The organism is Acutalibacter sp. (assembly GCF_056800975.1).
This window is the reverse complement of the sequence record NZ_JBQISV010000003.1, coordinates 1-26,381: the sequence shown is the minus strand read 5'-3', so window position 1 is coordinate 26,381 and position 26,381 is coordinate 1. Positions and strand designations below refer to the sequence as shown.

At 62.8% G+C, this 26,381-nt stretch carries 17 protein-coding genes; 15 read left to right on the top strand and 2 right to left on the bottom strand.

Annotation, left to right across the window (positions count from 1 at the left end; translation table 11 throughout):
* Positions 1-2: 2 nt before the first annotated feature.
* Both ACTO5E_RS00755 and ACTO5E_RS00750 read right to left on the bottom strand, forming a co-directional pair.
* Positions 3-3,299 (bottom strand): AAA domain-containing protein, encoded by a 3,297-nt coding sequence (locus ACTO5E_RS00755; protein WP_482300708.1) that lies wholly within the window; start codon positions 3,297-3,299, stop codon positions 3-5.
* A 127-nt stretch (positions 3,300-3,426) separates the two neighbouring features.
* Positions 3,427-4,383 carry a DUF1848 domain-containing protein gene (locus ACTO5E_RS00750; RefSeq protein ID WP_482300706.1) on the bottom strand — a complete coding sequence of 319 codons (957 nt, stop codon included), beginning with the start codon at positions 4,381-4,383 and terminating at the stop codon, positions 3,427-3,429.
* An 882-nt stretch (positions 4,384-5,265) separates the two neighbouring features.
* On the opposite strand from ACTO5E_RS00750, the gene ACTO5E_RS00745 reads away from it, so the two are divergent.
* The 15 genes from ACTO5E_RS00745 to ACTO5E_RS00675 all read left to right on the top strand — a co-directional run.
* Entirely contained in the window at positions 5,266-7,143 is a 1,878-nt protein-coding gene (locus ACTO5E_RS00745; RefSeq protein WP_482300704.1) for an ATP-binding response regulator, read from the top strand.
* Positions 7,140-8,984: an HD-GYP domain-containing protein gene (locus tag ACTO5E_RS00740; RefSeq protein ID WP_482300702.1), complete on the top strand. Its 1,845-nt coding sequence runs from the start codon at positions 7,140-7,142 to the stop codon at positions 8,982-8,984. Before ACTO5E_RS00745 ends, ACTO5E_RS00740 begins: the two co-directional genes overlap by 4 nt.
* Before the next feature lie 48 nt (positions 8,985-9,032).
* Positions 9,033-9,818 (top strand): threonine/serine exporter family protein, encoded by a 786-nt coding sequence (locus ACTO5E_RS00735; protein ID WP_482300701.1) that lies wholly within the window; start codon positions 9,033-9,035, stop codon positions 9,816-9,818.
* Entirely contained in the window at positions 9,818-10,288 is a 471-nt protein-coding gene (locus ACTO5E_RS00730) for a threonine/serine exporter family protein (protein ID WP_482300699.1), read from the top strand. Before ACTO5E_RS00735 ends, ACTO5E_RS00730 begins: the two co-directional genes overlap by 1 nt.
* A gap of 328 nt (positions 10,289-10,616) precedes the next feature.
* Positions 10,617-11,612: an RluA family pseudouridine synthase gene (locus ACTO5E_RS00725; RefSeq protein ID WP_482300697.1), complete on the top strand. Its 996-nt coding sequence runs from the start codon at positions 10,617-10,619 to the stop codon at positions 11,610-11,612.
* 40 nt (positions 11,613-11,652) lie between these two features.
* Complete coding sequence (locus ACTO5E_RS00720) at positions 11,653-12,096, top strand: GNAT family N-acetyltransferase (RefSeq protein WP_482300695.1); 444 nt, start codon at positions 11,653-11,655, stop codon at positions 12,094-12,096.
* 226 nt (positions 12,097-12,322) lie between these two features.
* Complete coding sequence (gene csaB, locus ACTO5E_RS00715) at positions 12,323-14,548, top strand: polysaccharide pyruvyl transferase CsaB (RefSeq protein WP_482300693.1); 2,226 nt, start codon at positions 12,323-12,325, stop codon at positions 14,546-14,548.
* A 248-nt stretch (positions 14,549-14,796) separates the two neighbouring features.
* Positions 14,797-15,732, top strand: coding sequence for an AAA family ATPase (locus ACTO5E_RS00710; protein WP_482300691.1), 936 nt, complete (start codon positions 14,797-14,799; stop codon positions 15,730-15,732).
* Positions 15,729-16,844, top strand: a complete 1,116-nt coding sequence (locus ACTO5E_RS00705) for a DUF58 domain-containing protein (protein ID WP_482300689.1) — start codon at positions 15,729-15,731, stop codon at positions 16,842-16,844. Before ACTO5E_RS00710 ends, ACTO5E_RS00705 begins: the two co-directional genes overlap by 4 nt.
* A gap of 4 nt (positions 16,845-16,848) precedes the next feature.
* A complete protein-coding gene (locus ACTO5E_RS00700) occupies positions 16,849-17,364 on the top strand; it encodes a methylated-DNA--[protein]-cysteine S-methyltransferase (RefSeq protein ID WP_482300687.1) in 516 nt (171 codons plus the stop codon).
* A 407-nt stretch (positions 17,365-17,771) separates the two neighbouring features.
* Positions 17,772-18,707 (top strand): aspartate carbamoyltransferase, encoded by a 936-nt coding sequence (pyrB, locus tag ACTO5E_RS00695; RefSeq protein WP_482300686.1) that lies wholly within the window; start codon positions 17,772-17,774, stop codon positions 18,705-18,707.
* Between the two features lie 3 nt (positions 18,708-18,710).
* Positions 18,711-19,136: an aspartate carbamoyltransferase regulatory subunit gene (locus ACTO5E_RS00690; protein WP_482300684.1), complete on the top strand. Its 426-nt coding sequence runs from the start codon at positions 18,711-18,713 to the stop codon at positions 19,134-19,136.
* A gap of 327 nt (positions 19,137-19,463) precedes the next feature.
* Complete coding sequence (gene addA / locus ACTO5E_RS00685) at positions 19,464-22,979, top strand: helicase-exonuclease AddAB subunit AddA (RefSeq protein WP_482300682.1); 3,516 nt, start codon at positions 19,464-19,466, stop codon at positions 22,977-22,979.
* 50 nt (positions 22,980-23,029) lie between these two features.
* Positions 23,030-25,468 (top strand): beta-mannosidase, encoded by a 2,439-nt coding sequence (locus ACTO5E_RS00680; RefSeq protein WP_482300681.1) that lies wholly within the window; start codon positions 23,030-23,032, stop codon positions 25,466-25,468.
* 162 nt (positions 25,469-25,630) lie between these two features.
* On the top strand, positions 25,631-26,381 hold a 751-nt coding region (locus ACTO5E_RS00675), incomplete at its 3' end, for a UDP-N-acetylglucosamine 1-carboxyvinyltransferase (RefSeq protein WP_482300680.1).

The following is a 26,381-nucleotide window of genomic DNA, read 5'->3' as shown; positions in this document are numbered from 1 at the left end:
AATTACGCCTCCTTTTTCTTCAGCCGTATCACGTCAAAGGTAATGGCAGAGACCTTTTGCACCTGCTGACAGGGAAAGGCCGCTGCGCCGGCCTGCTCCTGCAGGGCCTCCACCCCGCGCAGCAGAGACCGGGGCCCGTCGTAGGCAAAGTCCTGGTTCAAGGCCCGGATGGGGAAGGGGCGGCGCGCCTCCTTTCCCTCTGCGGAGGGCAGGCTGCTCTCAAAGGCATACCCCCTCGGCCCCCCGGCCGTCTCAGGCAGCAGAGGGACCAGCCGGTCCCAGGCAGCCCAGGCGGACCGGAAAGCCTGCTGGTTCTCAGGGCTGAGCAGCTGATGGATATCGCTGCACCGCTCATAGCGGCCCTCCGGGTCCAGGGCGCGCACAAAGCGTTCCAGAATCTCCCCGCTCCTGTCCAGCTGGTACCGGCTGTGGCTGACCAGCAGGTAGTAGACCGGGTAGGTAAGCTGCACCCGGCCCAGCCTCTCCTCTATGGCCTCCACATCCTCCTCCTTCAGCTCGTTGACGATTTTGGGGAAGACCAGGGTCTCGTAATAGAGGCGGCAGTCCTTACGGCTGAGGATATCCCTGTCCAGAAACTCCGCAATGCCGGAATGGCACAGCCACAGCTTCTCAAAGTCCGGAGACGGCTCCGCCCGGGAAGGCTCATCCCTGCCGTCAGAGGGGCAAATCCGCTGGGGGGCCACAAAATAGCTGTCCCACAGCTGCTCGTCCACCCCTTTATAGTACAGCTTCAACGCCTCATAGGCCGGCTCCTCCAAGGTCAGCCGCGCCCTGGCATAGGCCATGGACCAGGCGTCCAGCAGAGAGCCCGCCCCAAAAGAGAACACCCCCAGGGTATTGCTGCCGCTCTGGCGGTGCAGGCGCATGGCCAGGTCGTACAGCATGGCGTACTCAAAGGCATAGGCCATGGCATAGCGGCACAGGTAGAAGCTGTTGCGTATCTGGACATTGTACCGCATTTTTTCCGCGTGGCTAAAATCCATGCGGATGCAGTCCAGCTTTTGCGCCCCGGTCATATCCTCCCGGGCCAGAAATTCCCGCAGCCTTTTCTGGTGCTCGTCCACCATTCCCGTCAGGTCCGCAAGCAGCTGCTGAAGCCGGTACCTGGCCCGGGCGGCGGACAAGGCCTCTGAAAGGCCCTGCTCTGTCACAGTCAACGCCTGACCGCTGAAGGCCAGCCGCTGGCGGACAGCCTCCATCTCCTGGACCCCGCTGCCGTCGGTGGGCAGGCGCAGAAAGCAGCTCTCCGCCTGCAGGAGCTCTATCCACCGGTCCTTTCGCTGGTCGTTGCGCTGGACCTCCGAGCCCTCCTCCCGGTGGTAGGCCCCGTCCACCTCAATCAGCAGCCGCACCTGGTTTTCCTGACACAGGGCAAAGTCAATCCGGCTGTGCTCCCGGTAGGCCAGCAGCTCCTCCGGGGCGTCTGTGACAGCGGCGGCCTCTGCAATCGCTGTCAGGGGCAGCTCGCTGAGGATGGTATACTCCTCTCCGAAATTCTCCGCCAGGGCCTGGGCCACGCAGCGGGCCGGGGCCGAAGCCTCCTCCCGAGAGCCGCGCTTGGCCCCGGAAATCCGGCGGAGCCGGGGCGTGTGGTCAAACACCGACGTGACGCCGGAGCGGTGCAGGCCAAACTCTCCCTGGGGCTGGGGACAGCGCTCTGCAATATAGGCCAGCAGCTTGCGGTAGTACATGCCCTTTGCAGGCTCCTTCTCCTGGCCGTTGGGCAGAACATACCCGGTCAGCTCCTGCTGCAGCTCCTCTGGCAGCCACTGGGAGGAGGTGATGACCGTGAGCTCCCGCTTGGCCCGGGACACCGCCACATTCACCAGCCGCTTCTGCTGGCACCAGGCCTCCTCCCCCTTATAGTAGTCCTCCGCAGTCAGAAGAAACACCGCGCTGAACCCCTTGCCCTGGGCCCGGTGGATGGTCAGCCGGGGGATGTCCTCCATGGCAAGCCGGTCCTCGCCGCCTCCTGCCACATCCAGGTTGTCCGAGACCTCCTGGTCCTCCAGGCCCAGCCCCCGAAGCCGCTGAGGCAGCAGCTGGCCCAGCTGCTCGATCGGCCCCCGGAAGGGGCAGATCACCGCCACGCTGAATTTGGGGTCCCGCAGCCGCTGGGCCAGCCGGGGCAGCTCCTCCTGCAAAAGGATCTCCACCTGCCGCCGGTTCTGGGTCTGATAGCGGCCTCTTTCCCCGCTCTCCTCCTGGGTGGGGCGGGCCTCTTTGTGCTTTTCGCAGTAGTCCCCCTCATACCACACCGCCCGCATACAAAACGCTCCGTCGTCCTGGACAGCCACCTGCAGCTGGTTGTCATAAATGTACTGATTGCAGAAGCCGATGATGGAGGGGTGGCAGCGGTAGTGCATATTCAGCAAAGTGGAGGGCAGGCCAGGAAAGACCTCCCCGCAGGCGCTGAGAAAGCTCTTTCCCTCCTGCTCCATGTAGACCAGGGGGACGTCTCCCCTCTCCTTTGCCAGCTCTTCCAGACTGTCGTGAATAATGGGCGTCAGCTGCTGGTCGTCGCCAATGACCACCAGCTGGCGGGCGCAGCTCATGGCAATCATGCCCAGCATGACGCTCATCTGAGAGCACTCGTCCGCAATTACAAAGTCGAATTGATGGTCAAACCCAGTCTTTTCGTCAAATATTTTCCGCAAGGAGTGCACTGTGCTGGAAAACACCGGATAGCGTCCCAGATATGCCGGGTCCACCGGCCGGCCGCTGGGGTCAATGGCGGACACGTCCTCTCCCAAAGCCTCCCGCTGCTCCCGCCAGTCCTTCACGTTCTGCTTGCTGCCCAGCACGGCAAAGCTGCCGTAAATCTCTTTCAGCATGGGGTCGCTGGCCCGGCCCTCCTCCAGCTTCTCGTAGATATTGTTCAACGCCTCGTGGTTGGTAGACACCACGGCAATGGTCTTTTCCGGGTGCATACGGCGGATGACCGCGATAAGGTTGAGGATGGTCTCTGTTTTGCCTGTGCCGGGCGGGCCCTGCACCAAAGAGACCGGAGAGGCCAAGGCCCGGGCAATGGCCCGCAGCTGCTCAGGGTAGGGGGGCGTGACCTGGCTGACATAGGGCATAAGCTCCTCCCATGGCAGGGGCTCCCCTGCCGGCGGGAGAGAGCCGTCCCCTAAAAAGGCCCGGACCAGGGCATTCTGCTCCTGAGGCTGGCTTTTGCAGAAAAAGAATTCCAGGGAGAAGCCCATCGACCTGCCGGTTTTCGGGTCCCGGCCGGTGCGGGCAGCCGCTTCCCGGTAATAGTTCCAGATGGCATCCATTCTAACGCTCCTTTCCAGGATATGGCATAAGAACCTGTACCAACAGGGCCAGCCCCCGGCCCGCCCACCGCTGCGGAGCAGGAGGGAAAAGCCGTGAGCTGAGCCTATTGGCACAGGTTCTTGTTTTTCAGAATAAGCTTAGTTGAACCGCCTCTTCCCCAGGCTCCTTGCGGTAAGACCGCACCGGACGGACTGTGACCTTGTCCTCGGGGAGAAGCCGGCTGCACAACAGGGGAGAGCTTACATCATAGCCAGCGGCTCTTGCGGCCACCACCTGGGGCCGGTAGTTGGCATAGCAGTACACACAGCCGTGGGTGCAGGTGTCGTAGGCGCCGATGTCCTCGCACTTCAGGCAGCGGCACCCAGGACGCTGCCTGTCGGGCCTGGCCTGCAGCTTGCAGCCAATCAGTCGCTCAATCAAAGCGCCGTCAATACAGCTGTTGTGCTCTATGCCGTACTGCTCCACAGGGAGGTCCTCTGCGCAGGCAGCCATAACCAGGCCGTTTTTGCGGGCAATGTCAGCCGCTGCCCGCAAAAAGCGGTCCAGCTCCTCCGGGGGCAGCTGATACGCCCCCAGCCGGGAGAGAGCCCCGGCGTTTTTAGAGGGGTACAGGTCCACCAGGCTGATCACACATTTCTCCGTTAGACCCCGGAGGGCTCGGGCAAGCCCGCTGAGGCTTTCCAGGTGGTACGCCGGCGTATAGGTACGGGTGAACAGAATGGGGTCGTACCGCCACACCACCCGCTCCTTGCCCAGCTGCTCCGCCAAGCCGGCAAAAGCCCCAAGCCGCTGGTCCAGAGGGGGGACACGGGGCTCCACCTCGCTCCCGTAGCTGTTGAGAGTGTACTGGAAATAATAGGGATAGGGCCTCAGCTCCTCCAAACGGGGAAGCATGGGGCCGGGGTCCTTGGTCCAAAAGACGATGCAGTCCGTAGTCTCGGAAGAAAGCTGGATGCGGCTTACCTGGTGGGCGCTCATGGGGTTCCGCACACAGACAAAGCCCTCCTTCAGGCGCTGAAAAAACCACTCGGAATAAAAGGCCGGAATGTCCGTCCGCCTGCTGACGCTTAAAATCATTGGCATCCCCTCCCTGCGCTGGTTCGACATGATGCTACAATTTATTTTACCACTGGGGACAGGGGCTGTCAACGGGTACTTACCGGGTGGCCAATGGTATTGGGGGATGGTCTGCCGGACACAGCTAGAGCCCTTGCGGCCTTGCTCCGCAGAGTGTCACCACGCAAGAACGGCGCGGCTGTGCCCGCAGGCTCTTCTGACTTTCGGACAGGGAGCTGTTCTGATCCGTGGTATCGTGAACCTGCCATTTCCGAATTGACCGGCTGCGAGTCCACTGTCTGACCTGTGGTCAAAGGCGTGGGGCTGACTATCCGACCTGCCTGTGACAATCCAACTTGCCCAAGACAAGCCGGCGGCGTGGCCTCACCTCGTTCTGGCTGAGATTCAGAAGCAAGATGCTGCCTCGCGCCCATACTGTCCGCGCCGCCATTTTAAGGGGATTCGCTCCGCAAGGTCAGAAGACCGCTTTCGATGGCCGAGTTCACGAAGTGGGCTCGCAGGCTTTTGACCTGGACACACCAGGGGCTTGGTGCATAACTTGTCTGTAACACAATGTCGGCTGGACGCGCTATTCTGCCTGTCTCAAGTGGTCGATACTCAACTTATGTGCGGCACAATGTCAATGGGGTACGCAATTTTACCCTCCAAAAGCCCCGCTGCCCCCTCCCACCCCCAAACTGCGGACAGAACCTATTGACAGAACCCACCCCGCGCTGGCCGTGCCTATGCGCTGACTTCGTCAACTCAGCGCCCCGGGAATTGCCTGCGGGACACCCGCCTCAAGTTGGGTCCAGCGTCACGCTGGGGGTTGATTTGTAGGGGGGGATGTGGTAAAATGTGTTTACTTGGTTTGTGTGAAATTTTGGTTGAATGAAAGGATGTTTCATCATGGATGAGCGCGCGCTGCATTCCGCTTGGGACGGGGCCGGCATCCCGGTTGCCGCCTTTGCCCCCGGCGGCAGAAGGGACCTGTATCAGAACCCTCTGGCTCAGGCCCTGACCGGCGGCCGCCTGCTGGAGGTTCTGCCCGCCCCCGAGGCTCAGGCTCTCTGCCGCGCGCTGGACGGCCACCCGGCTCCCCCCCTCTTTCTCCACCTGCGGGAGCAGGTCTTTTCCACCGCTGTCTTCCCCCAGGGCCAGGCCATGATCTGCCTGCTCAACCCAGTCACAGAATACTATAATCAGAATCAGTCCGCCCTGGACGAGGCCCTGATGGCCAGCAAGGCCAAAACCAGCTTCCTCTCTGAAATGTCCCACGACATACGCACCCCCATGGGCGCTATTGTGGGCCTGACGGAGATCGCCCTGGGCCAGCGCGACGCCTCCCTGAAGGTGCGGGAATGCCTGGAAAAAATCAAGGTGGCCTCCGCCCATATGATGTCCCTGCTCAACGAGGTTCTGGACATGTCCCGCATTGAAAGCGGCCGGGTACAGATTCAGCCGGAGAATGCCAGCATTGCCGACCTGCTCCACGAAATCCTCATTGTCGCCCGCCCCCAGGCCGACGCCAAGGGCCTGGAATTCCACCTGAGAATGGGGCAGGTGGTGGAGGAGGAGCTGGTGCTGGACCCGGTGCGGCTGAAGCAGGTCTGCCTGAACCTGCTCTCCAACGCAGTTAAATACACTCCCCGGGGAGGAAGGGTGGAGCTGACCTTTGCCGTGCTCGCCGGCAGGGCTCCCGGCCAGACTGCCATGGAGCTTACCGTAAAGGACAACGGCATTGGCATGAGCCGGGAATTTCTCACCAAGCTTTTCACCCCCTTTGAGCGGGAGCAGAAGTCCTCTGTCAACAAGATTCAGGGCACGGGCCTGGGCATGGCCATTACCAAAAGCCTGGTAGAGCTGATGGGCGGGGTGATCTGCGTGGAGAGCGAGCCGGATCAGGGCAGCTGCTTTACCATCCGCATCCCCTTTCCTGTGGCAGAGGGCAGCCGCCCCGACTGGACCCTGCTGCGGGACCGCCGGGTTTTGCTGCTGGACAGCGACTGCCACCAAGCCGGGCTCACCCTGGAGCTGCTTCACGGCCTGGGCATGGCTGCGGACTGGGCCCAGGATGCGGACGCTGCCGGGGAGTATGTCAACAACGCGGACCTGGACGGAGTGGAATACCATGCTGTGCTTACTGCCGAACAGCTTCGGGGGGCGGAGGTGACCCTGCTTCTGCCGGAGCTGCGCCGCCGCCTGGGCAGCAGCCTGCCCATTCTGCTGCTCACGGCCAACGATTGGAGCCAGCTGGAAACCGTCTTTACCCGGGCAGGGGCGGACGGCTTTATCCCCCTGCCCCTGTTCCGCAGCCGCTTGGCCGCAGGGCTGCTGGCCTGCACCCAGGACAGCGGCCTCAGGGAGCTCAGACAGGAGAGCGCCTGCGACCTCACCGGCCGCCGCCTGCTGCTGGCCGAGGACAATGAGCTCAACCGGGAGATTGCCCAGGAGCTGATTGGCGGCAGCGGGGCGGTCATCGACTGCGCCGAGGACGGAAAGCAGGCGGTGGAGCGGTTCGCAGCCTCAGCCGCCGGGCAGTACGACGCCATTCTCATGGACATTCAGATGCCGGTGATGAACGGCCTGGACGCGGCCCGGGCCATTCGCCGGCTGGACCGGCCGGACGCTTCCACTGTCCCCATTATCGCCATGACTGCCAACGCCTTTGTGGAGGATGTGAAAAGCTCGCTGGACGCGGGCATGAACGCCCACATCTCCAAGCCCCTGGACATGGAGAAGGTGTTTGCCACCATTGAGGAGCTGCTGGGCAGGAGGGCCACATGAGGGAGTATCAGGAAAAATACATTGCCAACCTGCGGCAGGTCTTTCAGCTGAACGCTCCCCCTGCCTCCATTCCCCAGGACGGGGCCGCCTATGCCCGGGAGCGGGCCGGCCGGGCGGAGGAAATCCGCCGGCTCTCGGAGGAAAACACCCGTCTGCTCCGCCGGGAGCTGTTCCCGATTCTCGACAACATTGTCTCCGCCGGTGAGGAGGACGTCCGCAGCCTGCAGCTTTTTGCCGCAGCCCTGCAGGACAGGGGGGCCTACCTGGACCTGGTGCTGTGCTATGACCTGCACAGCGCCCTGATTACCTATGCCCGCCACTGGAATAAAAGAGATATGCTCATCCGGGAGCTGTACCAGGGGGCTATGGCTTTGTTCTATATGCAGGACATTCTCATGTCAGCCCAGCAGACCCCCTATCAGTGGAAGCTGCGGATGCTGTTCGGCGAGGCGGCGTCCTATATCAAGCAGTATGACCAGATTGAGGACATGGAGACCCGGGGCTACATCCACCGGGCCATGGGCAACCTGGCTCTGGCCTCCTCGGGCCTGAACCATGAGGACGGCCTGCGGAAAATGACGGCCATCCGCCGGTCCCTGCGGTTTCTCAACGACCCGGTCTATCACGAAAAGTCCCCCGGCCTGCCCTGGGATCTGTATATCTATAAGTCCCACCAGGAGCGCACCACAGCCCTGGGCCTGCTGCGGGCCGGAGAGAACGACCCCCAGGTGCTGCGAGAGGTGATGGAGAGCGCCGAGTATGTGATGGACCAGCAGCGGGAGGCCGCCAGAGAGCGGGGCCAAACGCCCGCCCTGCGCTGGCAGTATGCCTATGAGGCTGCCCAGTACCACTGCGGGGTGCGGCCCCTGAGCTATTTGCTGGGGTGGATGGAGCAGGTCTATATGGAGCGGGACGAGAAGGACTACAGCCCGGAGGGCATTTACCGCAATATGTTCCTTCCCGCCCTGTACGCCGCCTATTTTGAGGGCGACCCGGAGCACCGGGCCAAAAAGAAGGAGATCATGGGCCTGATGTACCGGCGCATGACCAAATATGTCCGCCGGATGCCGGACAATCAGCTCAGCGAGTCCACCCAAAAGAACCTGCTGGCCTGCCTGAACAGCTTTGTGGAATATCCTGACGGCATTCTGGAAAAGGACTTTATTCTGGAGCTGGTGGCCTGCCGCAACCCGGACGGCTATGTGTCCTCCCGCATGGCCGCGGAGATTGGGGTGATGCTCACCGACCTGGCTCTGGAACAGGAGCCCCAGCTGCTGGCAGGGGCCCTGGGCTGCAGGGACGGCCAGGAGGCCGCTGCCCGCCGGGAGGAGCTGCGCGCCTTTGTCTACGAGGGCTGTATGCTGCACAATGTGGGGGTCATGTCCTTTCAGCACTTTGTGCGGCGCATTGGCCGCAGCTGGCTGGAAGAGGAAAAGGAGATGTACCAGTGCCATGTGTACTCCGGAGAGGTCATGCTGTCTCAGAGCGAGTCTACCCGGCCCTACCGCTGGGCGGCGCTGGGGCATCACCGGTTCTACGACGGCAGCGGCGGCTACCCTGAGGAGTATTGCCGGGAGGCGGACCCCAACCCCATGCTCACCGACCTGATCAGCGCGGCGGTGCACCTGGTGCGGCTGCTGGACGACCGGATGCACCTCACCTCCCGGCCCCTGAGCCTGGAGGAGGCCCTGACGCAGATTCGGGCAGACGGCGGGACCCGGCTGGCCCCCCACTGGGCCCGGCTGCTCTGTGAGCTGGAGCCCCGGCTGCGGGTCTATCTGAAGGACGGCCAGGCAAAGGCCTATGAGGAGGTCTTCGCCCTGCTGCGCCTGCGGGAATAGCGGTTCCCACCGCCCTTGATTCATTTTTTTAAGAAAGAAGGTACTTCCATGCCCACCTCTCCCAGTGCTCCCTCTGTGCTGGACCTGTCCTTTCAGATGGGCGAGGCCCTGCTGGAAAACGGCGCGGAGATCTCCCGCGTGCAGGAAACCATGGAGCGGGTCGCCCAGGCCTACCATATTGAGGACTTCCAGGTATATGTCCTCACCAACGCCATCTTTGTCACCGGCGTGGTAGACGGGATTCCCCAGACCACCAAGCTGCAGCATATTCCCTCCACCACCACCCACCTGGGGCGCATCTGCGCAGTCAACCAGCTCTCCCGTGAGATCGTTCAGGGGCTGTACCCGGTGGACCAGGCATTGGCCCGCCTGCAGGAGATCCGGGTTTTGCCCTACTCCCCCCTGCCCCTGGCAGTGCTTTGCTGCGCGGTGGGTAGCGCCTCCTTCAGCTACCTGTTCGGCGGCAGCTGGCTGGACGCGGCCGTGGCCTTTTTCTGCGGCATTGCCCTTGAGCTGTACATGAGCTTTGCCTCCCGCCGGAAAATGACAAAATTCCTCACCAATCTCTCTGCCAGCGCCTTGGTCACCCTGTGCGGGGGGGCGTTGTTTCTGCTGGGTTTGGGGGACAATATGGATAAAATCATTATTGGCTCCATTATCCGGCTGGTGCCCGGGGTGGCCCTCACCACCTCCATCCGGGACTTCTTTCATGGAGACTATCTGAGCGGGGCCATCCGTATGCTGGACGCCTTTCTGGTGGGCGGCTGCATTGCGGTTGGAGTGGGCTTTGTGGTAAAGCTGCTGTCTGTTCTCACGGGAGGTGCGCTGCTGTAATGCCAATCACGTTGCAAGCCTTACTGACCGGGCTTTTGCAGACCGGGGTGGCCTTTGCCGCCACCATTGCCTTTGCGGTCATCTTCCACTCGCCCCGGCGGGAGCTGCTGTTCACCGGGCTGACCGGCGCGGCGGGCTGGGCGGTATACCTGCTGGCCATGGGCCTGGGCAGCGGGGCGGTAAGCGCCTCCTTTCTGGCAACGCTGGCGCTGGCATGGCTGTCCCGGGTCTTCTCCTTTGCCCGCAAGGCCCCGGTCACGGTGTTTCTCATCTGCGGTATTTTCCCGCTGGTGCCCGGGGCGGGCATTTACTATACCGGCTACAATTTCTTTATGGGGCTGGACGGTCAGGCCCTGGACAAGGGGTTGGAGACCATCAAGATCGCGGTGGCAATCGCCCTGGGGATTGGCATTGTGCTGTCCCTGCCCCAGGGGCTGTTCAGCTTTCAGCGGGCGAAGAAGGGCCGGTAGACAAAAGGGGGCGGACATGGCCCGGTCACTGCCGCTGCCCCTGTCGGTCAGAGGTACGCTGCCGGCTGAGGCGGCGAAGGCCCAGCAAGCGCAGACGCGCGGTCCTTTGCGCGGGTGCCGGTTCTTTTGCAGAGCAAAAGGACCGGCGGCTTGCGGAGCAAGACGGCGAGCGGCCTGTTTGCCGCTGCCCTGCCTGGATATGGGAACGCCGGACAGGGCCTGTTTTCCCTGCTGACAGCCGCCTGATGCCAGAGAACAACCCCGCTGTCCCCACAGCAAGCCAGTATAAAAAAGACACTTCTCTTTTTCGCGAAAGGAGCTCCTCCCCATGCCACGAAAAAAACTCCTGGTCACTCCCAACGACGCGGGCCAGCGTCTGGACAAATTCCTCACCAAAACCTTTCCCAATCTGCCCCAGCCGGTGCTATACAAGTGCATTCGCACCAAGGACGTGCGCCTGAACGGGGCCCGCTGCGCCCCGGATTCCCGGCTCTCCCCCGGCGACGCGCTCACCCTCTACTGGCAGGAGGAGTATTTTCAGCAGGCCCCCAAGGAGTACGACTTTCTCAAGGCCCCTGCCCGCCTGCGCGTGGTATATGAGGATGAGAACCTGATGCTGCTGGACAAGCCCCCCGGCCTGATTGTCCACCCGGGAGACGACTACCATTTCGACTCCCTCATTGCCCGGGTGCAGCGCTATCTCTACGACCGGGGGGAGTATCGCCCGGAGGAGGAGAACTCCTTTGCCCCGGCCCTGGTCAACCGCATTGACCGCAACACTGGGGGCATTGTCATGGCCGCAAAAACAGCGGAGGCCCTTCGGATTCTCAACCAGAAGGTGAAGAACCGGGAGCTGCAAAAGCTCTATCTCTGTGTGGTGCACGGGCATATGGAGCAGCCCTCTGCCGTGCTCACCGGCTACCTCACCAAAAACGAGGCCCAAAACCGGGTGTATTTCAGCGCAAGGTCCAGCCCGGGGGCAAAAAGCGTGCGCACCGGCTATCAGGTGCTGGAAGAGCGGGGCGGCTGCTCTCTGCTGCGGGTAGAGCTGTTCACCGGCCGGACCCACCAGATCAGGGCACACATGGCCGCGATCGGCCACCCCCTGGCCGGAGACGGCAAGTATGGCCGTAACCAGCAGAACAAGGCCCTGGCCTTCCCCTATCAGGCGTTGTGCTCCTACCGGCTGGGGTTCCGGTTCACCAGCCCCGCCGGGGGACTGGAATACCTGAACGGCCGGGACTTTGAGGCCCAGGAGGTCTGGTTTCTGGAGGAATTCCGCCGGCTGGGGCCCGACCGGCTGAAGGAGACCCCCAAAAAATAATTTCCCCGTCATACTGTCATGAGGAAAGGAAGGACGCTGTATGCTCTCCATAAAAACCACCCATTTTCTCCCCCAGGAGGCCCACGACCTGCGCCGGGAGGTGTTCATTGACGAGCAGGGCTTTCAGGAGGAGTTTGACCAGACAGACCTGACTGCCTGGCACCTGACCCTATACGACGGGGACCGGCCTGCCGCCTGCTGCCGCATTTTTCCCGACGGGCCTGAGGGGACCTGGCATGTGGGCCGGGTGGCGGTGGGCAAGGTCTGGCGCAGGCAGGGGCTGGGGGCCAGAATCATGACGGAGGCCGAGGACGCCGCCCGCTCTATGGGAGGCCGGGTGATGGCCCTGTCGGCCCAGGTGCAGGCAGCGGGATTTTACGAGAAGCTGGGCTACCGGCAGTCCGGCGAGACCTATCTGGACGAGCACTGCCCCCATGTCCATATGGAGAAAGTGCTGAAAAAACCAGAGGCGGAGGAAGCCTAAGCGGCTCGCGGCAGTCGCTGACTATCAGCAGAAGGGCAAGGCGGCGAAGGGAGTCCAGAGGGGCTTGCTCCCCTGGTGGCGGTTTGGAGGCAACGCCTCCAAGGTCTTGCCGTAGGGTGAGCGTCTGCCACTGGCGCATGCTCACCCCCCCTGCCAGATGGAACTAGTTCCCTCTGGACCCCCTTTGTTTTGTCCCCCTAATAGTCCTCAGAAAAGGAATGATGTTATGCGTGTAATCCACCTTATTGGCGGCGGCGACACCGGCGGCGCGAAAACCCATGTGCTTCATCTGCTCAAAAAACTCAACGACTCCATCAACGCCCAGCTGGTGTGCTTCCGCAAGGGGGATTTCTCGGAGGACGCGGCCAAAATGGGCATTCCCATCCATGTGATTGACACGGGCAACCCTTTGCTGGGCCTGAAGGAGCTGAAAAAGCTCACCGCCGGGCAGAAAATCGACATTATCCATTGTCATGGGGCCCGGGGCAATTTAATGGGCAACCTGCTCAAGCACTCGGTCAAGGCTCCTGTGGTCACCACTGTGCACAGCGACTACCGGCTGGACTATCTGGGGCGGCCTGTGGCAAGGCTCAGCTATGGCACCACCAATCTGGTGGCCCTGCGGCGGCTGAACTACTATATCGGCGTGTCAGACCCCATGCGGGAGCTGCTCATCGACCGGGGCTTTCCCGCAGACCGCATCTATACGATTTACAACGGCATTGACTTCAAGACGCCGCTGCAATTCCAGCCCAAGGAGGCCTTTCTGGCCCAGCTGGGCCTGTCCTATGAGCCCGGGGATGTGGTGGCAGGCATTGTGGCCCGGCTGGACCCGGTGAAGGACCACCCAACCCTGCTGCGGGCCATGAAAATCGCCTGCCAGCGCTGCCCCCGGCTGAAGCTGGTGTGCGCCGGCGACGGAGACACCCTGAAAAAGCTGCAGGACCTGACCCGGTCCCTGGGCTTGGAGGGCCGGGTATGCTTTGCGGGCTGGGTCAACGACATCCCCTCTTTTTACAACGCCATTGACATCAACCTGCTCACCTCCCTGTCCGAGACCTTCCCCTATGCCCTCACCGACGGCACCCGGTCCCATCTTGCCACCATTGCCTCCCGGGTGGGGGGCGTGCCGGTGCTCATCGACCACGGGGTCAACGGCCTGCTGTTCACCCCTGGGGACGAGCAGGAGCTGGCCCGGCACCTGATTGCCCTGGCAGAGGACCCGGAGCTCCGCCAGACCCTGGGAAACCGCCTCTACGAAAAGGCCAGCAAAAAGCTCTCCTTGGAGAGCATGGTGGACTGTCAGCTGGAAATCTACGAGAGCATTCTGAAGCGGGAGCAGCGCAAGCAAAGCCGCCCGGGCCGGGACGGGGTGGTGGTGTGCGGAGCCTACGGCTATGGCAATGCCGGAGACGACGCTATTCTCAAGTCCATCATCCACTCTGTGCGCCAGTCGGACGAATACCTGCCTGTCACTGTGCTGGCAAAAAACACCAACAGCATCAAAAAGCGGTTTGGGGTGCACTCCATCTACACCTTCAACCTGCCCCGCATTGCCCGGTGTATGCGGCGGTCCCAGCTGTATATCAATGGCGGCGGCACTCTCATTCAGAACGCCACCAGCCACCGCAGCCTGTGGTACTACCTGTTCACCCTGTGGTTGGCCAAGCGTCTGAGCAATCATGTGGACATGTACGGCTGCGGCATCGGGCCGGTGCGGGGCAGGCACAACCAGCGGCTGGTGCGCCGGGTGCTGAACCGCTCGGTGGATGTGATCACCCTGCGTGAGCCGGACTCCATGACCGAGCTGGCCTCCTATGGAGTGGACCGGCCCAAGGTGCGCCTGAGCAGCGACCCGGCCCTCATCCTCCCCCAGGCCGACCCTGCCCAGGCAGAGCGTTTTTTGCGGGACCAGGGGGTGGAGCCCGGGGGGCGGTATATCTGCTTTTTGCTGCGGAACTGGCGGGGCTTTGAGGGCAAGGCAGAGATTTTTGCCCGCTGCGCCCAGCAGGCCCGGGACAAGCTGGGCCTTGAGCCGGTGTTTCTGCCCATCAACAGCTTTCAGGACCCTGCCGCTGCCAAAGAAGTGCTCTCCCACATGGAGAAGCCGGGGCTGTCTCTGACCGGGGCAGGGCCCGAACTGCTCATCAGTGTGCTGGCAAAAATGGAGGTGGTGGTCTCCATGCGGCTGCACGGGCTGATCTTCTCCTCTCTCAGCGGCGCGCCCCTGGTGGGGGTCAGCTACGACCCTAAAATCGGCTCATACCTGCGGTATCTGGGCTATGGCCAGTGGACCGAGCTGGGGGACCTGACCGAGGACTGGCTGAACCAGGCCATTGCCGCTGCTGCCGCCCAGACCGGACGGCGGGAGGAGTTCAAGGCCATGACCGCCCGGCTGCTGGAGGTGGAGAGGGAGAATCTTGCCGCTGCCGAGGAGCTGCTTAAGGGGTAAGCGTTTTCTTTCGCCACGCCTGCCGGCCTTGCCGCAAATGAGCCCCAAAGCCCCTCAAGGCTTTTCAGACATGATAGTTAACGCAGTTCAAAAGAGGTGCTACCTCTTTTGAACCTGGCGGCACGGGTATGCCCGCGCCGCTCTGCTTGAAATATATCTGACCGGACAGCCAGGCAGCGCTTTTGGCCCACCGGCCACTGGTGTCGTTTGATGTCAAAATAATTCATTTAAGAAAGAAGGAGTCCCTCATGCAAGAACACCTGCAAGCCATTCAAAAGAATGTCGCCTCTGTCCTGGTGGGGCAGGAGTCTGTGACCCGCCTGCTGCTCACCGCTCTGCTGGCCGGGGGCCATGTGCTTATGGAGGACGTGCCCGGCATGGGCAAAACCGTTATGGCCCGCACCCTGGCCCGGTCTGTGGCCGCAGAGTTCGGCCGGGTGCAGTTCACCCCCGACCTGCTCCCCTCAGACGTTACAGGCCTCAACTTCTACAACCAGCAGGAGGGCAAGTTTGTGTTCAGCCCGGGGCCGGTGTTCTGCAACATTCTTCTGACCGACGAGATCAACCGGGCCACCCCCCGCACCCAGTCCAGTTTGTTGGAGTGCATGGCCGAGGGCCAGGTCACTGTGGACGGGGTCACCCGCCGCCTGCCGCCCCCCTTCTTTGTGCTTGCCACCCAGAACCCGGTGGAGACCCTAGGCACCTATCCCCTGCCCGAGGCCCAGCTGGACCGGTTCCTCATGCGGGTCTCCATGTCGCCCCCCACCCAGGAGCAGGAGGTAGCCATTCTGGAACGCTTTCGGGATGACGAGCCCCTGGAAAAGCTCAACGCCGTGTGCACCAAGGAGGACATTATCGCCCTGCAGCAGAAGACCCGCCAGGTCTACGCCCACAAGGCCATGCTGGGCTACATAGCCGCCCTGGCCCAGGCCTCCCGGGGGCACAAGGGCATTGAGCTGGGGCTGAGCCCCCGGGGCACCCTGGCCCTGCTGCGGGCCAGCCAGGCCTATGCCCTGATTCAGGGCCGGGAATTTGTGACCCCGGAGGACGTGAAGGCCGTGGCTGTGCCGGTAATCGCCCACCGGCTCTCTGTCTCCGGCATGACCGGCACCGCGCCCCAGAACCAGGCGGCTCAGGCGCTGCTGGACTCGGTCACCGTGCCTACGGAGGACTGGTCAAGATGATTGCTCTGCTGGGCATTTGCGCTGCGCTCTGGCTGCTGTTTCAGCTTTTGTGCAGGCTTTATGACAGGTTCTGGCAGAAAGGCCTCGCCTGCGACATTCAGTTCACCCAGGACTATGCGGTGGAGGACGAGACCTCTGCTCTCAGCGAGGTTATTGTCAACCGCAAGCTGCTGCCCCTGCCGGTGTTGGAGATCAGCTTTCATATGGACCGCCGCCTGCAGTTCGGGGACGGCCAGAACGCCAGCCTCAGCGACCAGACCTACCGCCGGGACGTGTTTGCCATAGCCGCCCGGCAGAAGATCACCCGGCGGCTGGAATTCAAATGCGCGGGCCGGGGGTACTTCCGCATCAACGAGACCGGCGTCAACGCCCAGGACCTGTTTCTCACCCGGCGTTATGTGGCCAGCACCCCCCAGAACACTGATTTTTATGTGCTGCCCCGGCCTGTGTCCACCAGCCAGATTCAGATTCCCTATGCCCGGCTCATGGGGGCGGTGCTTAGCCGCAAGCGGGTGTGCGACGACCCCTTTGAGTTCGGGGGCCTGCGGGAGTACGCCCGGGGCGACCCTATGAAATATATCAACTGGAAGGCCACGGCCCGGGCAGGCAAACTGCTCATCAACCTTCACGAGTCCACCCTGTCCCAGCAGGTGACCTTGCTGATTGACATGGAGTCGGGCGGCCTGCAGGGGGATTTTCTCAACGAGGCCGGGGTGCGGGTGGCCTGCGCCCTGGCGGAGCGGCTGCTGGCCGACGGCGTGGAGCTGAGCCTTTACAGCAATGGCGGCGATGTGAAGACCGGCCAGCCCTGGCGGCTGGAAGGGGTATCCGGCGCGGGGAGCCTGCTGTTTTTAAAGAAAAAGCTGGCCTGCCTTGGCACAGGAACCGGCCTGCCCGCTGTGTGCTCTCTGCCCCCCAGGCCCGCCGCTGAGGACGACCTGCTGGTGCTTGTCTCCCGCAACCAGCGGGCGGACCAGGGGGAGGCCTTTGCCGCTCTGGTGGGCAAGGGCCACGGGCTGCGGGTGATTCCATGCGGCCTGGGCACCACAGAGGAGAACCAGAAGGAATTTACCCACTACAAAAATACAGACACTGTCTGGATGGAGTTTTAAGCTTATGGAACCAGCCTCTCCGGTTTATACCACCCAATGGGCCTCCCCTCTGGGCGCCCTCACTCTGGCCTGCGACAGGGAGGGCCTCTGCGGCCTGTGGCTGGCGGGCCAAAAATATTTTGCCCGGGGCATGCCCCCCATGGCCCCTGACCCCAGCCGGCCAGCGCTCATCCAGGCCCAGGCCTGGCTTGCCAGCTACTTTGCCGGAGAACGGCCCTCTCTGGAACAGCTGCCCCTTGCCCCCAGAGGCAGCGCCTTTCAAAAGCAGGTCTGGCGGCTGCTGTGCGCCATCCCCTACGGCGAAACCCGTTCCTATGGCCATATTGCCCGAGAAATGGCGGCGCTGCTGGGCCGGGACAGCATGTCGGCCCAGGCAGTGGGGGGCGCGGTAGGGCGCAACCCTATCTCCATCCTCATCCCCTGCCACCGGGTAGTGGGCAGCAACGGCAGCCTCACCGGGTATGCCGGTGGTATAGACAAAAAACGCTGGCTGCTGGAATGGGAACGCAGGGCCTTGTAGCATAGGAAAAGATTTCAAACTTGTATTCTTTACATAAGAAACTTAATGTTCTAAAGGCAATTATGTATCAAATTGCGGTATAGTCTTAAGGGCTATACCGTTTTTCTTTATCAGAATACTTCTGTTTCAGGCGTTCTTGAAACATTCCTTCACAAATCGAAATGGCACGTTCACGGTGGAGAGCGTCAATGCTGATTTGCGCCATTATATCCCCACCCTGGCACCGCTGTTCCTCTCTCTTTGACCTCTTTTCACTCCGTGTTTGGACATTTCCCTGCCCCTCCCGTTTCCTCTATTGACAGCCTGCCCCCAATCATATATAATGAAACAATGAACACAGCCGCGGGGCATGCTGCCTGCGGCTTTTTTGCGAAATATGTGGAATGCTTTGGAAAGGCGGCGGTATCATGCGGCATCTGATCGACCCATTGGACCTTGACCGGGAGGAGACTGCCCGGCTGCTGGGCCTGGCCCAGCGTATTCTGGACCGGCCCGGGGACTATGCCCGGCGCTGCGAGGGCAAAATTCTGGCCACCCTGTTTTTCGAGCCCAGCACCCGCACCCGGCTCAGCTTCGAGTCGGCCATGCTGCGGCTGGGGGGGCAGGTGCTGGGCTTCTCCTCAGCCCAGAGCAGCTCGGCGGCCAAAGGCGAGAGCGTGGCGGACACCATCCGCATGATCTCCGGCTATGCGGACATTGCGGCCATGCGCCACTTTAAGGAGGGCGCGCCTCTGGTGGCCTCCCGGTACTCAAAAATTCCCGTGGTCAACGCCGGGGACGGAGGCCACCAGCACCCCACCCAAACTCTCACCGACCTGTTTATGATTCAGCGCAGCAGAGGGCAGATCAGCGGCCTCACCATCGGCCTGTGCGGCGACCTGAAGTTCGGGCGCACCGTGCACTCCCTCATCAAGGCCCTGGTGCGGTATGAGGATGTGCGGTTTGTGCTCATCTCGCCGGAGGAGCTGCGCACACCGGGGTACATCCTCAAGGAGGTGCTGGGCCCCTCGGGCCACCCCTTTGAGGAGGTGCGCCGCATGGAGGAGGCCATGCCCCGGCTGGACGTGCTGTACATGACCCGGGTGCAGCGGGAGCGTTTTTTCAACGAGGAGGACTATGTGCGGCTGAAGGACTCCTACATCCTCACCCCGGAAAAGCTGGCCTTAGGCAAAAAGGAGCTGGCTGTGCTGCATCCCCTGCCCCGGGTGAACGAGATTCACAAGCAGGTGGACGAGGACCCCAGGGCCCTGTATTTTGAGCAGGCCCGGGGGGGCGTGTTTGTGCGCATGGCGTTGATTCTGGCGCTGCTGGGGCTGGAACCCCACATTCTGAAGGAGGCTTGAGCTATGCTGAACATTGACAGCATTGAAAACGGGATCGTCATTGACCACATTACCGCCGGGCGGGGGATGCGGGTATATGAGCTGTTGGAGCTGCACAAGCTGGACACCTGTGTGGCAATCATCCGCAATGCCCGCAGCAGCAAGTTCGGGAAAAAGGACATTATCAAAATTGAGGGCATAACAGACATAGACCTGGACGTGCTGGGCTTTATCGACGACCACGCCACAGTGTGCGTCATCCGGGACGGGGTGCTGGCGGAGAAAAAGCAGCCCCAGCTCCCCCAGCGGCTGGTGAACATTGTCAAGTGCAAAAACCCCCGGTGCGTCACCAGCGCGGAGGACGTGGACCAGGAATTCTACCTGTGCGGCGGCGAGCAGCACCGCTACCGGTGCCGCTACTGCGAGCAGCTGCTGGACGACGGTAAATAGCAGCCCTCGGTGCAAGACTCTAAGGCTCTGCCCCACACCCTGCGGCATTTTAATCGCGGACAAAGCTTTTTCGCTTATTTTTCTCTGTGTGGGACGATTGGAACCATTACGCGGCAGTCCGGACAACTGGGTCTGCAGGTCAACCCGGGCATCCAGGCCCCTGATAGAGTTTGGGGTGAGCGTTGCGCCGGGTACTGGGCAAAACAAGTGCAGCGTACCAGGCCGCAAGCCCACCGAGCCGAAGCCGCGGACCGCGAGCTATGCAGGCTTTCTCTTACTCCATAAACTACGACAAAAATTCCCGCTATTCCCTTTGGAGGTGTTCCCATGCAATGGACCGACAGCCAGCTGGACGCGGCCCAGTCTCTGAACGGCACTATTCTGGTGGCGGCGGCGGCAGGGTCGGGCAAAACCGCAGTGCTGGTGCAGCGGGCCGTCAACCGGCTGACGGACCCCCGCTGCCCCACAGACGCCAACCGCCTGCTGATTGTCACCTTCACCAAAGCTGCGGCCGCAGAAATGCGCACCCGCCTGGAACAAAGGCTCTTTGAGCTGCTGCGGGAGAACCCCCGGGACAGCTGGCTCAGGCGGCAGAGTATTTTGCTCCACCAGGCCCACATCGGCACAGTGGACAGCTTCTGCGCGGACATGGTCCGGGAGTTCTTTCATCTGCTGGACCTGTCCCCGGACTTCAAGATTCTCTCGGACAAGCGGGAGGAGGAGATGATGGGCCTCGCCATAGAGGAAGCGGTTGCCGGAGCCTTTGAGGCCGGCAGGGCCGAGCGGCTGGCAGACGCTTTCACCGGGGAGCGGGATGACCGGCGGCTGGGCGGGATGGTTCTGTCCCTCTACCGGTTCATGCAGAGCCACCCCTTTCCCGAGGCCTGGCTGCGGGAAAAGGTGGACATGTATTTTTCCGGGGACCCCTCCCCCTGGGAGCGGGTGATTCTGGAATACGCCGCCGGAGCTGGAGACTACTGCGCCGCCCTGCTGAAAAACGCCGCCGGTTTGGCCGGGGAGGACCCGGCCCTGTACGAGGCCTTTGCCCCCGCCCTTTTGGCCGACCGGGAGGCCTGTCTGGCCATGTCCGCAGCCGCCCGTGCCGGCGACTGGGAGGGCGCCGCCCGGCTGCGGGAGGCCTTTTCTCCCAAGCGGCGGGGGACCCTGCGGGGCTGGGACAAGGACGACCCTCTGCTGGTCCGGCTGGAAGGCTGCCGCAAGGAAGTCAAAAAAACCATGGAGGGGCTCAAGAGCAGTCTTGCCGCCAGCCGGGAGCAGTGCCTGGAAGAGCTCGAAGCCGCCGGCCCTCTGCTGGGGGACCTGGCGGAGCTGACCCTGGACTTTGCCCGCCGCTATGAGGAGAAGAAGCGGGAAAAATCCTTTTTGGACTACAGCGACCTGGAACACTGCGCCATTCGGCTGTTCTGCGGGGAGAACGGAGAGCCCACCCCCGCTGCCCGGGAGGTGTCCGCCCGGTTTGACGAGATCATGATTGACGAGTATCAGGACGTGAACGAGGTGCAGGACTCCATCTTTCGGGCCATCTCCCGGGAGGGGAAAAACCTGTTTATGGTGGGGGACGTGAAGCAGAGCATCTATGGCTTCCGGCGGGCCATGCCCGAGCTGTTCCTCCGGTGCCGCCGGGCCTTTGGCAAGTTTGACCGGGCCCGGCAGGCCTACCCCTCTTACATTGTGCTGGACCGGAATTTCCGCTCCCGCCGGGAGGTGACCGAGGCGGTGAACTTTGTGTTCTCCCAGCTCATGAGCCAGGAGGCGGGAGACATCGACTACACCGGAGAGGAGCGGCTGGTGTGCGGGGCGGGCTATCGCAATAAGTCCGGCTGCGAGACCGAGGCCGCATTCCTCAGCCGGGGAGACATCCCCGCCGAGACCGCCGAGGCGGGGTACATTGCCGGGCGCATCCGGCAGCTGATGGAGGAGGGCTTTACAGTCAGCCAGGGAGAGGAGGAGCGTCCCATTGGTTATGGGGATTTCTGCATTCTTCTGCGCAGCGCAAACAAGTACGCCCATGTGTACGCCCGGGAGCTGAAGCGGCTGGGCGTCCCCGCCCGGGCCACGGTGGCAGGGGGCTTTTTCGCCGCCGCTGAGATTCAGACCATGCTCTCCCTGCTGCGGGTCATCGACAACCCCAACCAGGACATCCCCCTGCTGGCTGTGCTGATGAGCCCGCTCTACGGCTTTTCCGCTGACGACACGGCCCGGCTGCGGGCAGGGGACCGGTCGGTCAGCGTGTATCTCTCTCTGCTGCGGGGGGCCGAAGAAGACCCCCGCTGCGCCCGGGTGTTGGAGGAGCTGGACCGGCTGCGGAGCCTGTCCGCCACCATGGCCGCGGACGCCTTTCTCACCATGCTCTACAGCCGCACCGGGTACACAGACATGGTGCTGGCCATGGAGGAGGGTGCCGGCCGGTTGGAGAATCTCCGTCTTTTGCAGCGGTATGCCCAGGAATATGAGAGCTCAGGCTACCACGGGCTGACCGGCTTTGTGCGCTTTCTGGACCGGCTGCGGGACAGCGGCACAGACATGCAGGCGGCGGGTGCTCAGAACGCCGGGCCGGAGGCGGTAAGCGTCATGAGTATTCACAAGTCCAAGGGCCTGCAGTTCCCGGTGTGCATTGTGGCCGGCTGCGGCCGGAGCTTTGCCGGGGACCGGACAGAGGATGTGCTGCTGCACCCGGAGCTGGGCCTGGGGGTTCGGCTGCGGACCCCGGGAACCGGCGCCCGGTACAGCACCGCCCCCCGGGAGGCCATTGCCCTGGAAGCCGCCCGCTCTGCCGGGGCCGAGGAGCTGCGGGTGCTGTATGTGGCCATGACCAGGGCTCAGGAGAAGCTGATTCTGGTCACCTCTCAGCGGGACATGGAGCCGGCTCTGGGCCGGGCCGCTATGGAGCTGACCCCGGAGCCCCCCTCCCCCTTCACGGTGCGAAAGGCAAAAAACGCCGGGGACTGGCTGCTGGCCTGCGCCCTGCGCCATCCCAGCGGGGGCGCTCTGCGCCGGGCGGCAGGCGTAGTCCAGCCCCCGGCAGACACCCCGGACAGCGCGCCCTGGGCCATCAGCCTGCACAGCTGCGCCCCTGAGGAGTGGGAGCCCCCCCCAGAGGAGGCCCCCGCCCAGCCGGATATGGCCCTTTTTGAGGAGCTGCGGGTGCAGGCGGACTTTGTCTACCCCTTTGAGGACTGTCTGGAAATCCGGGCCAAGGTGTCGGCCTCCAAGCTGTCGGCAGAACAGAGCGGCAGCCGGGAGCTGAACCTGTCAAAGCCTGCCTGGCTGGGGGCGCAGGGCATGACCCCTGCGGAACGGGGCATTGCCCTCCACGAGTTCATGCAGTTTGCGGACTTTGCCCGGGCGGCGGAGGACCCGGCGGGAGAGATTGCCCGGCTGGCGGAGCGGGCCTACCTGACCCCCGAGCAGGCCGGAGCCATTGAGCTGGACCGGGTGCGGGCCTTTTTCCGCAGCGGGCTGGGCCGGCGGGTGCTGGCCTCTCCCGAGGTGCGCCGGGAGCGGCGCTTTACAGCGGCCATCCCCCCCCACATGGCCCAGCCTGAGGCGGTTGGGGGCGAAGGAGAGACCATGATCCTGCAGGGGGCGGTGGACTGCACCTTTGTAGAGAACGGAAAGCTGCATATCATTGATTTCAAAACAGACCGGACCGAGGACATGGAGGAGCTGTGGCAGCGGTATGAGCGGCAGCTGGAGCTGTACGCCTACGCCATGGAGGAGGTCACCGGGTGGAAGGTGGGGGAGCTGGCGTTGTATTCCACCTGGCTGAACCAGGACAGCGCCAGGCCCTATAACCCCGGAAAAGAAGACGGCAAGGACTGACCGGGGAGCGGCCTGTCAAAAAAAGAGCGGAGCTCAAAAAGGAGAAGCCTATGATCACGCAAAGCCTGAACCAGAGCTGGACCCTGACAATAGACCAGGAGGAGCCCATCCCCGCCGCTGTGCCCGGCTCGGTGTATGGGGACCTGCTGGCGGCGGGAAAAATGAAGGACCCCTTCTGGCGGGACAACGAGAGGGAGGCCCTGGCCTGGATGGACCACGATTTTACCTATACCTGCCAGTTTACCCCCCTCCCCGGGCTGAGGGAGTGCCGCCGGGTTGTTCTGCGCTTTCACGGGGTGGACACGGTCGCGGATGTAGAGCTCAACGGCTTCCCTCTCGAGCATTTGGAGAATATGCACCGGTGCTATGAGCTGGACGTGGCCCCCCTGCTCCTCCCCGGCGTCAACCGGCTGACAGTGAAAATCACCTCCCCCACCCGGTATATCCGGGAGCACAGCGGCCCGGGGTTCGCCACAGGCAGCCCGGACGCCATGAAGGGCTTCCCCAGCCTGCGCAAGGCCCACTGCATGTTCGGCTGGGACTGGGGCCCTCATCTGCCCGACGCGGGCATCTGGCGGCCGGTGGAGCTGCTGGGCGTGGAGGGGGGGCGGCTGCAGGACATCAGGCTCGTCCAACGGCATGAGCAGGGCCGGGTGACGCTGCTTCTGAACGGCTGCATCGAGTACGCCTCAGCGCTTGAGGTGGAGGTCCGCGCCTGGCTGACCGACCCCCAGGGCCAGGCTATCCCCTTCCCCAAGGGGGAGGGCATCTGGCCGGATGACCTGACTGTGGAGGACCCTCAGCTCTGGTGGCCCCGGGGCTATGGGGAGCAGCCCCTGTACACGGTCACTGTCACCGCGGAAGAAGACGGCCGGGAGCTGGACTGCTGGGAGAAGCGCATCGGCCTGCGCACCATGGGCATGTCCATAGAAAAGGACCAGTGGGGGGAGAGCTTTGCCCATGAGGTCAACGGGGTAAAAATTTTCGCCATGGGCGCGGACTATATTCCCGAGGACAATATTCTGTCCCGGGTCACCCAGGACCGCACCCGCCGCCTGCTGGAAGACGCCTGCGCCGCCAACTTCAACACCATCCGGGTGTGGGGCGGGGGCTATTACCCTGACGACTCCTTTTATAATATCTGCGACGAGTTGGGCCTGCTGGTGTGGCAGGACCTGATGTTCGCCTGCGCGGCCTATGACCTGACCCCGGAGTTCATCCGGAATATAGAGGCTGAGGTGGAGGACAATGTGAAGCGCCTGCGCCACCACCCCTGCATTGCCCTGTGGTGCGGCAACAACGAGATGGAGCTCTTTGGGGAGCAGGGCCTTTGGGTGGACAGCCCCCGGCGCAAGGCGGACTACATCCGCATGTATGAGTACATTCTGCCCCAGGCAGTACAGAAGAGCGACCCCCAGGCCTTCTACTGGCCGGGGAGCCCTTCCAGCGGAGGCGGCTTTGACGACCCCAACGGCCAGGCCCAGGGAGATGTGCACGATTGGAGCGTGTGGCATGGGGTGCAGCCCTTTACCGCCTACCGGCGGAATATGGGGCGGTATGTGTCAGAGTTCGGGTTTGAGAGCTGGCCCTGCCTGTCTACGGTGGAGACCTTTACCGAGCCCCGGGACCGGAACCTGTACGGGCCGGTGATGGAGCGCCACCAGCGCTGCGCCATGGGCGGGGCTCTGATGGCCGCCTATCTTCAGCAGTATTACCAGCGTCCCACAGACCTAGACGCCACCCTGTATGCCACCCAGCTGCTTCAGGCCCAGGCAGTGCGGTATGGGGTGGAGCACTTCCGCCAGGGGCGGGGGCGGTGCATGGGGGCCCTCTACTGGCAGCTTAACGACTGCTGGCCCGTGGCCTCCTGGTCCTCCATCGACTACACCGGGCGGTGGAAAGCCCTGCACTATTTTGCCCGGCGCTTCTTTGCGCCGGTGCTGCTCTCCTGCCGGGAGGAGGGTATGCTCACCCAGTCCCCCAACCTGAACGCCCAGCCGGAGGACTATGAAAAGAGCATCACCCTGTGCGTGACCAACGAGACCCGCCGCCCCCGGCAGGTGGTGGTAAAGTGGGCCCTGCGGGACCGGCTGAGCCGGATTAAGCGGGAGGAGACCATCACCCTGGGGGTCCCGGCTTTGCAGAGCGTGGAGCTGGAAAAAATTCTTCTGCCTGAGGCCGATGTGTTTGAGGACTTTGTAAGCTATTCCCTGTGGGAGAACGGAGCCAGGGTGAGCCAGGGAACCGTGCTGTTCACCCAGCCCAAGTACTACCGCTTTGTGGACCCGGGGCTGGACTGCCGGGTTGAGGGGGAGGAGATCGTTGTGACCGCCCAGGGCTATGCCCAGTGCGTGGAGCTGCGCAATGGCGGGGAGGACATGGTGCTCAGCGATAATTATTTTGACATGCTGCCGGGAGAGCGGCGGGTCAAGGTGCTGCGCGGCCAGCCCAAAAACCTGCGGGTGCGCAGCGTGTGGGATATCCGGTAAGAGCGGGGAATTTCAGGCCTCTCCCTCCCTGTCCCTGCGGGTCGTGCTTGACTTTTGAAGCCGGATGTATTATTATAGCCTTAAGTTCTCATACTAACAGCAGAGCCTTTGAGCCTGAAAAATAGAACGGCCAGCCCCTGGGGCCTTTTAGGAAGTGTAAATGTGGATAAATATGTCATTCATGGCGGCCGCCGTCTCTGCGGCTCGGTCGAAATCAACGGCGCAAAAAATGCCGCCGTGGCTATTCTGCCCGCTGTCATCCTCTCCGATTCCCCCTGCCGTATTGAAAACCTGCCCGACATTTCTGATGTAAAAAACGCCGCCTATATCCTTGAGGAGATGGGCGCGGCTGTTTCATACCCTGACCGCCACACCATGGAGATCGACCCCCGGCCCATTGCGACCCATACAGTCAGCGCCGGTGTGGCCCGGCGTATGCGGGGGTCTTACTATTTTATCGGCGCGCTGCTGGGCCGCTGCCGCCGGGCCCTTGTGCCCCTGCCCGGGGGCTGCGATTTCGGTGTGCGCCCCATTGACCAGCACCTGAAGGGCTTTGAGGCCCTGGGCTGCGAGCACAGCCTGGACAACGGCGGCATGATCTCTGTCACCGCCCCCCATGACCTGCATGGGGCCCATATCTATCTGGACGTGGTGTCGGTGGGGGCCACTATGAACATCATGCTCACCGCCGCCAAGGCCCTGGGCGTAACCGTGATTGAAAACGCCGCCCGCGAGCCCCATGTGGTGGACCTGGCCAACTTTTTGAACACCATGGGCGCGGATATCCGGGGCGCGGGCACGGATACCATCAAGATTCACGGGGTGCAGCAGCTGCGGGGGGGGACTTATGCCATTATCCCCGACCAGATTGAGGCCAGCACCTATATGCTTGCCGCCGCCGCCACCCATGGGG